This window comes from Methanospirillum sp., from assembly GCF_035560735.1.
Lineage (GTDB): Archaea > Halobacteriota > Methanomicrobia > Methanomicrobiales > Methanospirillaceae > Methanospirillum.
In genome coordinates this window covers 1-12,986 of record NZ_DATMYY010000155.1, presented here as the reverse complement: position 1 = coordinate 12,986, position 12,986 = coordinate 1, and the positions used below count along the sequence as shown (strand labels likewise).

General features: G+C 45.3%; 11 protein-coding genes. 6 read left to right on the top strand and 5 right to left on the bottom strand.

Going from position 1 to position 12,986, the window contains the following annotated elements; translation table 11 throughout:
- Nucleotides 1–22: 22 nt before the first annotated feature.
- The gene (locus tag VN429_RS04685; protein WP_325630330.1) at nucleotides 23–1,384 is read left to right on the top strand and encodes a tetratricopeptide repeat protein; all 1,362 of its coding nucleotides are present in this window, start codon (nucleotides 23–25) and stop codon (nucleotides 1,382–1,384) included.
- A 66-nt stretch (nucleotides 1,385–1,450) separates the two neighbouring features.
- On the opposite strand, the gene VN429_RS04680 is transcribed toward VN429_RS04685, so the two are convergent.
- Complete coding sequence (locus tag VN429_RS04680) at nucleotides 1,451–2,269, bottom strand: hypothetical protein (RefSeq protein ID WP_325630328.1); 819 nt, start codon at nucleotides 2,267–2,269, stop codon at nucleotides 1,451–1,453.
- A 95-nt stretch (nucleotides 2,270–2,364) separates the two neighbouring features.
- Between VN429_RS04680 and VN429_RS04675 the strand changes: the two genes are divergently transcribed.
- Nucleotides 2,365–3,957, top strand: coding sequence for a tetratricopeptide repeat protein (locus tag VN429_RS04675; protein ID WP_325630326.1), 1,593 nt, complete (start codon nucleotides 2,365–2,367; stop codon nucleotides 3,955–3,957).
- Nucleotides 3,958–4,041: 84 nt separating this feature from the next.
- Here VN429_RS04675 and VN429_RS04670 read toward each other — a convergent pair whose 3' ends face one another.
- Nucleotides 4,042–5,370 carry an AIR synthase-related protein gene (locus VN429_RS04670; RefSeq protein ID WP_325630324.1) on the bottom strand — a complete coding sequence of 443 codons (1,329 nt, stop codon included), beginning with the start codon at nucleotides 5,368–5,370 and terminating at the stop codon, nucleotides 4,042–4,044.
- 374 nt (nucleotides 5,371–5,744) lie between these two features.
- Here VN429_RS04670 and VN429_RS04665 point away from each other — a divergent pair, with 374 nt between their 5' ends.
- The 3 genes from VN429_RS04665 (at nucleotide 5,745) to VN429_RS04655 (ending at nucleotide 10,399) form a co-directional block, all read left to right on the top strand.
- Nucleotides 5,745–8,255 carry a S8 family peptidase gene (locus VN429_RS04665; RefSeq protein ID WP_325630322.1) on the top strand — a complete coding sequence of 837 codons (2,511 nt, stop codon included), beginning with the start codon at nucleotides 5,745–5,747 and terminating at the stop codon, nucleotides 8,253–8,255.
- 67 nt (nucleotides 8,256–8,322) lie between these two features.
- Nucleotides 8,323–10,137, top strand: a complete 1,815-nt coding sequence (locus VN429_RS04660; protein WP_325630320.1) for a S8 family peptidase — start codon at nucleotides 8,323–8,325, stop codon at nucleotides 10,135–10,137.
- Nucleotides 10,138–10,180: 43 nt separating this feature from the next.
- Nucleotides 10,181–10,399 (top strand): hypothetical protein, encoded by a 219-nt coding sequence (locus tag VN429_RS04655; RefSeq protein ID WP_325630318.1) that lies wholly within the window; start codon nucleotides 10,181–10,183, stop codon nucleotides 10,397–10,399.
- A gap of 8 nt (nucleotides 10,400–10,407) precedes the next feature.
- On the opposite strand, the gene groL is transcribed toward VN429_RS04655, so the two are convergent.
- Together groL and groES are read right to left on the bottom strand one after the other, a co-directional pair.
- Nucleotides 10,408–12,018 (bottom strand): chaperonin GroEL, encoded by a 1,611-nt coding sequence (groL, locus tag VN429_RS04650; RefSeq protein ID WP_325630316.1) that lies wholly within the window; start codon nucleotides 12,016–12,018, stop codon nucleotides 10,408–10,410.
- A 12-nt stretch (nucleotides 12,019–12,030) separates the two neighbouring features.
- Nucleotides 12,031–12,303 carry a co-chaperone GroES gene (gene groES / locus VN429_RS04645; RefSeq protein ID WP_325630314.1) on the bottom strand — a complete coding sequence of 91 codons (273 nt, stop codon included), beginning with the start codon at nucleotides 12,301–12,303 and terminating at the stop codon, nucleotides 12,031–12,033.
- A 135-nt stretch (nucleotides 12,304–12,438) separates the two neighbouring features.
- Between groES and VN429_RS04640 the strand changes: the two genes are divergently transcribed.
- Nucleotides 12,439–12,900, top strand: coding sequence for a winged helix-turn-helix domain-containing protein (locus tag VN429_RS04640; RefSeq protein ID WP_325630310.1), 462 nt, complete (start codon nucleotides 12,439–12,441; stop codon nucleotides 12,898–12,900).
- Here the strand turns inward: VN429_RS04640 and VN429_RS12545 are convergent.
- Complete coding sequence (locus VN429_RS12545; RefSeq protein WP_414675290.1) at nucleotides 12,864–12,980, bottom strand: Mut7-C RNAse domain-containing protein; 117 nt, start codon at nucleotides 12,978–12,980, stop codon at nucleotides 12,864–12,866. The genes VN429_RS04640 and VN429_RS12545 overlap by 37 nt on opposite strands.
- Nucleotides 12,981–12,986: the final 6 nt, after the last annotated feature.

The following is a 12,986-nucleotide window of genomic DNA, read 5'->3' as shown; positions in this document are numbered from 1 at the left end:
CTAATAACCCTCCCAGGATAATATGTATGTAACTCCGTTTCAGGATGGGATAATGGGATTAGATGATTCATTTCATGAAGGGCTAAAAGCTTTTCGTGACGGACGATATCAGGAAGCCATTCAGTTACTGCATGAATCTGTTGCAGCCAACGAACAGAATCATAAAGCATGGAATGCTCTGGGTGTTACATACACTAAACTCGGAGAACTAGAGAATGCCCTGAACTGTTATGAGAATGCACTCAAATATGATCCTGGTAACCTCTCGTATGAGCAGAACCGTGATCAGATCGTAAAAAAAGCTTTCAAGAAGATCAGTCCACCTGAAGAGGATAGAAAACCGGAGAAAAAGCAGGATCGACAAACTAACAGGATAATCCCGTATCAAAAATACCTCCTACCGGCTGCTGTGTTGGTTTTGGTAGTGATTTTGGCAATCTTTGTACTAGTTGTACCTTCACTTACTGGCAGTCATAGTGCATCACCTGTCCATTCTCCAACACCTGTTCAAACAGTTGTTCCTGAATCTACCCCCATTTTATCAGATAATGAAACTCAAACCAATAGCTCAAATGAGACTGCTGCACCTGACAACCAGACAACGAAGTCATCAGTAGATTCAGGTGGACAGCAGCCATCCCTTGTTATCAGTGGCGATCTGAATGGAAAATATACGAAAGGGCTTTCAGAATTGACCTTTACAATTGTGCTTACAGATGGCAGTCAGCCACAATATTTGCCACGGGTTAGTTATCTCTGGTCAGCTGGCACGATGGATCCGATAACAGTTCTTCCTGCAAACCCGGCATCAGGTACTATCAAACCGGGTGACGAGCAGGAGGTTACGTTGCAGATTCCAGCTGAACAGCAGCCACGAGGCGGCGAGAAATTCAGCCTTGAGATTCGGCCACCAACAGGACTGCCTGCATTCTATTCAATGACCCTTCCGGCTAATTACCGGGGTGGGATCATTGCAAATCCATTATCCGGAAATTCGGGTTCTTCTTCGTCTGGTACTACTGAGTCAGGGTTGACAGGATCCAACCTTGTAGTTGATGATACAGTGAATGGTTTTTACTCCGGAGAGCTTGAGGAGTTGTCATTTACTCTTCGTGAACAGACTACCGGATCGCCTCAGGATATTTCTGGTATTACCTACATGCTCTCGGTGAATGATGGAACACCTGTAAAGATTACTAAAAGGCTCCCAGCATCAGGAACGATCAATCCGGGTGAACAGCAGCTTGTAACGTTAAGTATCCCTGAAGATTACCGTCCACGAGGAGGCGATACATTTACTCTTGATATAAAACCAGATAATGGGTCGTCTGTTCAAATTCGTAAGACATTATCATCTGCTTACAAAGGTGGAATTATCGCATAACTCCTTTTTATGAGAAAAAGAATGATGAGATCGTTTCTATTTTTGTGAATGCTGTTTTTTACCAATTCAATATCTTACTCCTGACCATTCACCACCATTTGTGTCACTCTCAGCGACTCCCCATGTTCCGGTGAATGCACAACAGTCATTTCTGATGATAATTGTAAACCTGCCTGAATTTGATTTACCTGAAGAATCTTGTTCTGTCCATGATCCGGTAAGAACTGGTCCGGACATGGTTCCCTGGATAGATCCTTTCAGTTTACCTGAATATGATCCATCGATTTTGACGTCCCGAAGAGAATATCCTGTCTCAGACATGGTGAGATTTCCCTTGTTCGTCTTCCAGACACCGGATATGTCACACCCGGGTTCTGTCGCTCGTCCTCCCTCAAGAGGTTCCCAAATTGCGGAATAACTCACTTTGTTTGCAAGCTGATGATTCGTATTTTTCTCTATAGCAGGAAGTAACTGAACACCTACACTCTTTTCATGATCCAGGCAGGTATAATACCGGGTAACCCTGGTAAGAGGAATGTCTTCAGACAGGCGCTTACTTGAGCCGATGTCAGCACTTTTCTGATAAAATGTGGCACCGAGGAACATGCCGATCTCTAAGCCCAGCCCGGGATTTTGTGAATTCTGGTATTGTACCTGTGTAGGTCCGTTTTCAAGGCCTGCTTTCTTGAACGGTTCCTGAATAGTAGTTGTGGTCAGTATGCCCGGTCCTTGTGGGATGACGATAACTCCTTGAGATGGTAATGGGATATTCCCGCCATTCCATGCCTCAGAAAACGAACTGGTAAGTGAGGCCAGTGTTTCGGCCGAAACCGGTGAGATAAAGAGGAGAGTAAGAATGATAATTGGAAACAGTATTTTCTGCACTTGTACACCTCTGCATAATCTCACCAATTATTGCAGATAATCGTTGTGCCGTAACTTTTTCTCATGTTCATAGCATCTTTTCAATCGAATAATTATTGCCTCGTGAAGTCGTTAGTTACCAGTATATGGGTGTGCTTCCCCCTGAAGATGAGCCGTTAGAGGTAGTAAAAGAAGAAGAGCGTCGTCTATTTGAACCAATATCTGTTGATCACGAAATCCCTGGCGAACTTGAAGAGACTGATACACACTTTATTTCCAGCACAATTCCCGAAGAACATGCAGGCTTTCTTGAACCTTCAGAAGGAGAAGCAAAGCCGGTACCTGAAGTAAATCCCTATCTTACAACCGCAAGGCAACTCATCCTTGAACATGAATGGGAGAAGGCATCGCCATTCATCACGATGAGCCTCAACCAGAATGCTGATGATGGCACAGCCTGGTTGTACAAAGGAATAGTTGAGTTGTATCTGAATCAGAGGGAAGATTCAGATCGCAGTCTCCAGCGTGCAGCATCTCATGAAAAAACCAGCAAATCAGCACATTACTATCAGGCTTATCTTAAATACCGGAATGGTAACTATGCCGATTCACTCAGTCTGCTCACTGAGGTACTTCAGAATAATCCTTCACATGCACGTTCGAGGTTTCTATCGGGTCTCTGCAAAGTATACCTGCAACAGTACAATGATGCATTCGATGACCTCGAGATTCTTGTCACAGATAATCCGAAAAATATGCGTGCCCTGCTGCTCATGGCATATTGCCGGATTAGGACACGAAGATATGCGGATGCTATATCACTGCTAGATCAGTTTCTCGAGCAGCGTGAGCATCATGTTACTGCCTGGGAGATGAAGTCTCGTGCCCTCCTAAGTGAAGGACGATACTCCGAGGCTGTTACATCATCAAAACGGTTATTATCGCTTTCTCCTCATAATCACATCGCTTTGTATGTACGTAGTATGGGATATATCAAACAAGGTATGTATCAGGAGGCTCTCAATTCTGCCCATGAGATGACAATCTATGAGCCGCTGCAGAGTAGCGGATGGACTCTGATAGGTCTTGCATATATGGGGCTTGATAAGTACCAGGACGCTTTGAAACGTTTTGATCAATCCCTTCTTCTGAATCCCCATGATGAACAGGTAAATTCATATCGGGTTCAAGCCCTCCGAAAACTGAAGAGGTATGGGGATTTGCTCCAGTTTTATGTCCATGTTACAGAAGAGAACCCTGATGATCTGAAGGCATGGTATAACAAGGGGGTCCTTCTCCACCGGGTAGGGAAACTGGAAGAGGCTATCCAGTGTTATGACCGGGTAATCTCCCGCAATCCACATGAATACCGTGCTATCCTGAACCGGGGCAGGGCCCAGAAATCACTGCATCAGAACTATGAAGCAATTAAATCGTTTCAGAGGGCAATTGAAGTACATGCTGATAGTGCAGATGCCTGGTATCATCTCGGGCAGATCTATACTGTCCTTGTCAGGCTCCGAGAAGCGCTTACTAGTTTTGATCAAGCTTTAGGGGTCAGACCAGACTTTGTAAAAGCACTTGTATGGAAAGCCCACGTGATGGATGAACTTGGGATGAAACAAGCAGCATTTCAGACCATGAGTAAAGCACGCCGGCTTGACCCAAGTGTTACGGGAAAGATCAAGAGCAGACTTGTCCATGACTGATGTCATACCTCATACATCATGACAGATCTGATTTTTTCTGAACTCTCTATAGATGCTGTGAGTTTCTTGCCTAACAACCAATTTTCACAGGTTTAATCTGCCAATTCGCTCAATCATCCGATTCTTCTTTGCCAGAGCTGCGGTTGCTGCACGATCAACTCCTGCACGCATCTCTTCAAAATCCCGGCTTTCCTTGTCAACCAGTTTTTTAAGAGGGGTATACGCTGCCTCTCTAAATCGTGGTCTGAATTCTGTTTCCTTTCCATCCCTAATCAGTACCGGTTCTGCCCTGCCATTCTCTACCCGTCCAATCTCAGCAGTCCTGACTCCTGCTCCCTCCAGAATTTTCTTTACACCACCGATTCTTTTTTCAGGGGCAACAACCAGCATTGCATCAAGAGATACTCCAAGAGGATCAATCTCCAGTTCTTCCAGCATCGTTCTGACCACAGGATCAACCAATCCCAGGACTTCTTCTTCTTTTACTATGAACCGGCATCCAGCCGTCTCCGCCATTTCGAAGATATCTCCCCTGAGTCCGCCGTTTGTTACATCAGTCATTGCATGAATCTGGTTCAATACATCGCTTTTTAACAGGGCCTCAGCCCCTTTCAGAAACTGGAGGTTGATGGTCCTGTCCACGATATCAGGATATCCATAATAGAGAGCGGTTGTTGCGATAGTTCCCCCACCAGCCCCTTCGGTCATGAGAAGAACGTCACCAGATCTGGCCTCTCTGCGGGCAGTGATATGATCGGCAACTCCTACACATCCTACACATCCTGTGAGACGTTCCCCGATTACCATGTCCCCGCCGATACGAAGAGTTGATCCGGAAACAAGCGGTACCTGCATCACTTCTCCCACTGTTGTGATACCTGCAGTATAGTCGAAGATCTTAGAGACATCCCCATCATCAGCGACATGGATATCTGAAAAGAGCATCACAGGCTTTGCACCCATGACATAACAATCGCGAAGAGTTGCCCTGGTTACGTGAAATCCAGCAAGAAAAGGAAAATCACTGAGCCGGGAGTGCATCCCGTCTACGGTACTGATGATGTATCTCCCACCTGCTTCGACAACACCGGCATCATCCATCTCATCGACCCCGACATTTGCATCGGTCTTTCCTATGATCTCTGCTATTTTGCGGTGTGCATAAAAATCACCCGTGCCTCGTGAACCAACACCAAACTCTCCCATTGCCACATCTGCTTTAGTGCAGGTAAGGAGATCGCTGGTAAGGTTACTGGTATTTTTCACTTCAGTGATGACTGCATGCGCAAACTGTTCAGCATATTCCTGTGTAACTGATTTGATCTCACGAATCCGTGATGAGAGATCCCTGATTATTTCAGCCTCTGCCCGACCTGATTCTATATTTCGCCGGACATAGCCTTCAACATCCATGCATCCTGATTCGCATACCGGCGATAAATAAGTCTTCTTGATATTCTTTCCAGACTATCTCATATGGTATTGGTTCTTTATTGAATCGCACTTCTGGTGAGGTCGAACTGATGATGCTATCTCATAACTGCAGATTCTTGCTATTCTTCTCTCTTATACTTCTGGCATCTCTTCTTCCTTCCCATATTTTTGCAGACGATACCTTCACTGGATTGGTAGATGATGATATATCATCAAATAGTTCTCATGGGTCAGTTCTCCCTGTTTCCCCTTACTGGAAAGATAAATTATCAAGTGATTTGCTTCAACTAGTAGCCCCCTCTGTATCCTCATCCGGTAGTACCTCTGCAGGTCTTACCCGCGAGATGGAACTCATGGGTGAACTCAGATTTGATACACAGAACCGTTCTGAAGTTCATGTCACTATCAGCCTGATTGAGGGTAGTTCTCTCAGCAATGTTACCAAGTATATGAATGAATCAAGATCAGATCCTGGGTTCGGATTGATTACCGGATGGGTCCGGACTGATCAGATTTCTAACCTTTCGTCTCTTCCCGAAGTCAGGGAGATCCATATCCTTCTGCCACCTGTTGGTTCAGGGATTACTCAATCCACAAACAAGACTACTAAATCTGATCCTAAAAACCTCACAAATCTGGGGTCTGAAAAAAAGTCCACCATCTCACCAGAATGCAATGATGACCTGACGTCCTCGGTAAACTCAAGTCAGGCAGTGCATGTATCAGATACTTCGTGGAAAAGAAAACTCTCAACCGATCTTGTTCAACTTCTTGACGATAAATATCTCTCACCTGGTCAATCGTCAGGCAATGCTGCTGACCTGATGCGAGCGACCGGTGAACTACGAGGATTAAATAATAATCAGAGTGAGGTGATGATCACCACTCGTATCAATTCTGGTTCATCTGTAGTGCCTGTACGATCGTACTTCAGCAGTGCTGACTCTGACAGCCGGTATGGCCGTATTTCAGGTTGGATGACTCTTCAGAATCTTTCCCGGGTTGCAAGAGAACCTGCAGTATTATCTGTGATGTCCCAACTCCCTGCGTTGACGTCACGTGTAACAACTGACGGGGATGATATCCTCCATACTCGGGAGCTTCGGAATTCCACAAATCTCACTGGAAAAGGGGTAAAGGTGGGTATCATCTCTGATGGCGTATCCAGTCTGGATGATGTCGTCAATACTGGAGAACTCCCTTCAGGGATCCATGTAATCAGTAACAATATTGGTGGTGATGAAGGAACCGCAATGCTTCAGGTTGTTCACGATATCGCACCTGACGCTGAACTATACTTCTCAGATCGTGGTTCAAGTCAAATCGAGTTTGTGCAAGCGATGGATCAATTGATCAGTGATGGATGCAGGATCATCTGTGATGACATAACCTACGTTGAACCATTCTTTGAAGATGGATATATCGCCCGTAATATCAGGGATCGGATTCTCTCCTATGATGTATTGTATATCACTTCAGCTGGTAACTTTGCCCAGGAGCACTATCAGGCCCCATTTCATGGGTACATGAATAATGGATATCTTTGGCATGATTTCCAGGGAGCAAATGGCTCAAAAGACCTCAAATTTACTGCACCTCCCCACTCAGCCGGGCATGTTATTCTGCAATGGGATGATCGGTTCTCTGAATCTTCAAACAATTATGATCTCTTCCTATACAATGACGAGATGAGGGAGATTGGCAGGAGTGTAAAAATTCAGGATGGGGATGACGATCCGATGGAATACTGTCGATTTATAAACGAAAATGATAGTTCTAAAAATTTCTATGTCAGGGTTGTTCAGGCCGGGGGAGAGAATAGGACAATTGAACTATATGTTCTGCCTGTTGGAGGAAGTCAGGTTTCGATGGACCCATGTGTCCCTGAAGATTCCATGTTTGGTCAGCAGGCTGTACCTGAAGCAATATCAGTGGGTGCTGTGATTCCTGATCTGAACACAACTATAATCGAGCCGTACTCTTCTCGCGGTCCGATTACAATAAAATATCCTACCCCTGAACTCAGGCAAAAGCCCGAACTCTCGGCACCTGATAATGTATTGGTAAGTACAGGAAAGGGAATTCTCGGATCCTTTTCCGGGACAAGCGCTTCTGCTCCCCATATTGCCGGTATGAGTGCCCTTCTACTGGAGGCAGATCCTGATCTTAAAGCAAATGATGTGAAGAACAGACTCATAAATGCCTCACCGGTTTCAGGATCTGGATGGGATCCCGAGACTGGGTATGGCATACCTGATGCCCGACTCCTTATCCCTTCTAATCATACAACGAACCGATCTTTTGATCCCTGTCTGGTGGTAAACGACTCACGTCTTTCTAAACCAAGAGAGGTAGAGCAGCCTGATCTCCTTGTCCTGTATGCTGGATGGAATATGATTTCAATTCCTTATCCGCTTAGGGAAGGGAATAATACCGGGAGTATTTTTTCGGCTGTTAATACTACAAGTCACACCATCTGGCGATATTCTCCTGATTCCCGGCACTGGGATCCTGTGGGGACCAGTGACATTCTTCACCAGATGGATGTTATCTGGGTCCATGCAGAGAATCGGACTGATATATCATTGACTTATGATGATAATCGCAGGAATATGACTGCCCGACACCTTACGGAGGGGTGGAACCCTCTCGGTATCCCAGGAAGAAATACCCTTACTGCCTCAGATCTTCTTGCTCCTCTCGGTTCTTCCTGGTCATATGTTCTGGTTTATGATTCCCGGGAGCAGCAATTCCGCCAGGTCATAGTTAATGGGGGAACTGGTGCGTATTCTGACGCACGGCTTCTGTATCCCACAGAAGGCTTTTGGATTTATATGAACAGTCCGGGTATTATTATTCCATGATTACCAGGATCGAACGGGAGGACTTATTTGTCTCCATGCCGAATTCAGAGTACCTGGGTAGTTCATAGTGGGGTCTTATGAAACATACTGCAGGCGATATAGCGTAAGCGGTATCGTTCTGATAATATCTCTGCTCATCTGCTGGCTGATTCCTCCGGTTATTTCTGACCAGATTAATCCAGAAGAAACCGAACGGGTTATCCTCTATACAGCAACCGGTGTTACTTCCCCGATAAACCTCTCTTCTTTAAATAACTCTGCAGTATCTGAAAACTGTACAGTTCTTCTTCGTGCGCCGAAGCTGAATTTTCTTGTAGTTCAAATACCAGTCAACAATTCATCCTTCTACCAGAATGAACTTCTTAAGATATCTGGAATTAACAGTATAGAGTCGGATCCTATTCGGACTCCCGATTTTTTTTCAAGTAGCCCTGTATCCAATGTGAGTATCTCTGAGCAATGGGCTTTCAACCGGACAGATTTCCCTCAAGCATGGAATATTCAAAAGCCCGGGCTAACAAACCCTGTTTCAATTGCAATTATCGATACCGGAGTAGACTCATCTCATCCTGAACTGAAACCATTTATAAACCCCCATGGATTTGACTGGGTTGATAACAGCACAACAATGCAGGATATCGATGGGCATGGTACGTATCTCGCTGGAATCGTATGTGCTATTGCGAATGGTGAGCAGAGTTCTTCTACAGAGAAAAATCTCACTCTCATTCCTGAAAGGGTCGGGACCAATGCTTCAGGTATCTTCGCCTCACGATCAGCTGTTGCAATTCAGCATGCTGCAGATAACGGTGCCAGAGTTATTTTAATGGGATATGGAGGATCTGGGCAGTCTCCTGCTGAAGAGGCAGCGATATCCTATGCGCTAAGTAAAGGTTCTCTCCTCATTGCACCTGCAGGCAATGAGGCATCCAACGAAGGGCATTATCCTTCAGATTATGATGGCGTCATCTCTGTTGGTTCGACAGCTAAAACTGATGGACTCTCTTATTTCTCCAATTATGGTATCTTTGTTGATCTCGTTGCCCCGGGAGAGGGAGTTGTCTCTGTGTGGCCAGATAACTCAACGAGAACTGGTACAGGAACAAGTCCATCTGCTGCACTCGTCACCGGAGCAGCTGCCCTGATAACTGCTGTCAACCCGGATCTGAATAGAGATGAGATGAGATCAATCCTTGAATCTACATCTCATGATCTTGGAAGGACGGGACGGGATATTTACTATGGGTATGGACTTCTTGATGCCGGTGCGGCAGTTGCTGAGGCAGAGAAACAACATACAAAAGTGCAAAACACGTATTCTGCAAATCAATCGTCTGGATTGGATCAGATCAAACGCAGTGGTTCGTTTGGAAAAGGCATTATTGGTATAAACTTAAGTCCAGGTTGGAATTTTGTTTCAGTTCCATCCTTTCCTGCTTCAGGGAAGACTGGTGGTGATCTCTTTCAGGGTATCAATACCGATGGCCATACTATATGGAAATTTAATGCCGTCGATCAGGATTGGGTAGCTGTTGAAAAGCAGACCAACCTGACTCCTCTTGAAGGACTCCTGCTGTACTCAGATCGGCAGAGTTCGCTGCCACTGGTCTTGGACAACAGAACCAAAGTACATGAACTTAATATGAGTTGCGGATGGAATCTGGTGGGACTGCCAAACATGTCTCCCATGAGTGCGAAAGATGCTCTTTCTCCTATCTCAAAGAACTGGGTCTCACTCCTTCAGTATAACAGTACCATGCAGAATTATGATCCTGCGATAATTCCCGGAGCTAATGGTTCTCACTCTGACTCACGAATGCTCTCACCTTTTACAGCCTATTGGGTGTATATGAATGGAGGAGCCGTCTATCATCCTGCCTGATAAACAGAAAAGCTATTACCGGTAGCAGGAGAACACAAGAGCAATGGTTGCCCTCGGGGAACGATTTCTGTATGCCTCGGAAATTGCAGGAGCTCTGGTGATAGGACTTGTCTTTATAGGTACTGCATTGAGTGGTAATACTGCAGCCGATCTGAAATGGAAACTGATAATCGGGGCTGTAATCTGTTTTAGCTTTTCTCTCGTCTTTTTTGTTATGTATACAAATTCAAAAAAGGAACGACTAAGAAAACGAATATCGTAAAAAAAAGATTAGATGATGATTGCGTTTGACATCTTGTCCTTCTCATCATCAAATTCTGCAACAACGGCTTCAGTTGTAAGAAGCATACCTGCAATTGAGGCAGCATTCTGAAGACCTGATCTTACAACCTTTGTTGGGTCAAGGACACCAGCTGCAAGTAGGTCTTCATAGACATCTTTCTTGGCATTGTATCCGAATGACTCGCTCTTGTTTGCCTTGATAGTTGAGATTACTTCAGCACCTTCACGACCTGCGTTGCTGGCGATCTGGCGGAGTGGTTCTTCAAGTGAGCGCCTGACGATGTTTACTCCGATCATCTGCTCGTCCTCGATCTTGAGGGCGTCGAGTGACTTAGCTGCACGGAAGAGTGTGACACCGCCTCCTGGGACGTATCCTTCTTCAACAGCTGCCTTGGTTGCATTCAATGCGTCGTCAATACGCATCTTCTTCTCTTTGACCTCTGTCTCGGTTGCTGCACCTGCCTTAATGACTGCAACACCGCCACCGAGCTTGGCAAGTCTGTTCTGAAGGGTGGTCTTGTCGTATTTCTTCTCTGCAACGTTCAGCTGTGACTCGATCAGTTTCTTGCGGCCTTCGATATCACTCTTCTTGCCCTTTCCACCGACAACAGTTGTCTTGTCCTGGTCCACCTTGATTGCACGTGCCTGTCCAAGCATGTCCATGGTGACATCCTCGATGTTCAGGTTTCTGGTCTCAGAAATTACAGTTGCACCGGTGAGGATGGCGAGGTCTTCGAGCATCTCCTTTCTAACATCTCCAAACTCTGGTGCCTTGACTCCACATACCTTGATAGCACCACGGATAATGTTCAGAATGAGTGCGGTCTGGGCTTCTCCGTCGATATCATCTGCGATGATGAGCAGTGGCTTTCCAGTTGATGCTACCATCTCAAGAACCGGGACCAGCATCTTAACGCTACTGATCTTCTTGTCTGTCAGGAGGATCAGTGGTTCATCGAACTCAACAACCCGGCGCTCCTGATCGGTGACCATATAGGGTGAGATGTAACCGCGGTCAAACTGCATACCTTCGACATGTTCAAGGTTGGTCTCTAGAGTCTTGGAGTTTTCAACTGTGATGACTCCATTGTATCCTACCTTTTCCATCGCATCAGAGATCAGTCCGCCAATCTCCTCGTCATTGTTTGCAGAGATGACAGCGATACGCTTGATGGTGTCCTTATCCTTAACCTCGATAGTCTTGCTCTTGAGGTCTGCTACAACAGTTTCAACTGCCCGGTCGATTCCCTTCTTGATCTCAATTGGATTTGCCCCTGCTGTAATATTCTTGATACCCTCGGTGATCATTGCCTGGGCAAGAACAGTTGCAGTGGTAGTTCCATCTCCAGTAGTGTCTTGAGTCTTGGAGGCGACCTCCTTAATCAACTTGGCACCCATATTCTCGAACTTGTCTTTCAGTTCGATTTCCTTGGCGATGGTAACACCGTCGTTGGTCACTACCGGACCTGCTGGTTTATCAAGAACGACGTTGCGACCCTTTGGGCCGAGTGTGATCTTAACGGTATTTGCGACCTTGTTGACACCCTCAAGCAGTGCATGACGGGCGTTCTCACTGAACATTATTTGTTTGGTTGCCATGTGTATTACTCCTCAGTCAAATTTTGCGACGATATTCTTGAACTCGACAATAATATAGTCTTCTTTATCAAATTCAACTTCTTCCTGGCTGTATCCGCCATAGATAACCTTGTCACCTGATTTGAGTGGCAGGGGTTTTCCATCCTCAAAGGTGCCAACTGATATGACATCTCCCTGCTTTTTCTTTTCCTTTGCTGATTCAGGGATATAGATGCCACCCTTGGTCTTTTCTTCCTGTTTGTAGGGTTTGATTAAAACCCGTGGTCCGATAGGTGTAATCGACATACTAATCTCCTTCAAATGATTATTACAATTAGATGTTGATTACTACTTCTATATAAAACATCGTTTAGTGTCTGACATCATCTCAATAAAATTGATATCATATCGATCGAAGATACATGGTAGAGAATACTATTCATGCATCAGCGATTAGTCCTTCAATATCTGCCAAAGCCGGATCGAAAAGATTTGATCGATGACGCCTACTGGATTTGTGACACTCTTGGTCTCTCATCCGGGCGTGATGTTGAAGATTTATCGATTCGAATAGTGTTGAGTCTTCTTAAAGAGTCTTCTAAAAAGGAAGGTATCGCCTCTGAACAGTTAGCAGATCTTCTTGGCATTACTACGGGTCGAGTAAACCATCATATCAGAAATCTCTCACGATCAGGAGTGATTTATCGGAATAGAAGACTCATCCATCTTCGGGGGAGAAGCATGAGGGAGTCTGTTCAGGAACTTAGAAAGGATGCAGAACGGATTTTTGATGACCTTGAGAAAGTTGCATCAGAGATCGATTCTATGATGGGGCTGCCCGGATCTGTTAGTGGTTTAAATGAATCTCATGCACTGGTTCTACCTTCCTCACCTAAAAGATAGATTTGATGGATTTGTTCCCTCATTTTTCTCGTATGCGATCCTTCCCAGTATATTTTTCTGCAATGCGTGCACCACGTTATTTTCTC

Excerpts from the sequence above, each read along its gene's own strand:
- VN429_RS04685 (WP_325630330.1), top strand. The coding sequence starts at position 23 with ATGTATGTAACTCCGTTTCAGGATGGGATAATGGGATTAGATGATTCA.
- VN429_RS04670 (WP_325630324.1), bottom strand. The coding sequence starts at position 5,370 with ATGGATGTTGAAGGCTATGTCCGGCGAAATATAGAATCAGGTCGGGCA.
- VN429_RS04665 (WP_325630322.1), top strand. The coding sequence starts at position 5,745 with ATGGGTGAACTCAGATTTGATACACAGAACCGTTCTGAAGTTCATGTC.
- VN429_RS04655 (WP_325630318.1), top strand. The coding sequence starts at position 10,181 with ATGGTTGCCCTCGGGGAACGATTTCTGTATGCCTCGGAAATTGCAGGA.
- groL (WP_325630316.1), bottom strand. The coding sequence starts at position 12,018 with ATGGCAACCAAACAAATAATGTTCAGTGAGAACGCCCGTCATGCACTG.
- groES (WP_325630314.1), bottom strand. The coding sequence starts at position 12,303 with ATGTCGATTACACCTATCGGACCACGGGTTTTAATCAAACCCTACAAA.
- VN429_RS04640 (WP_325630310.1), top strand. The coding sequence starts at position 12,439 with ATGCATCAGCGATTAGTCCTTCAATATCTGCCAAAGCCGGATCGAAAA.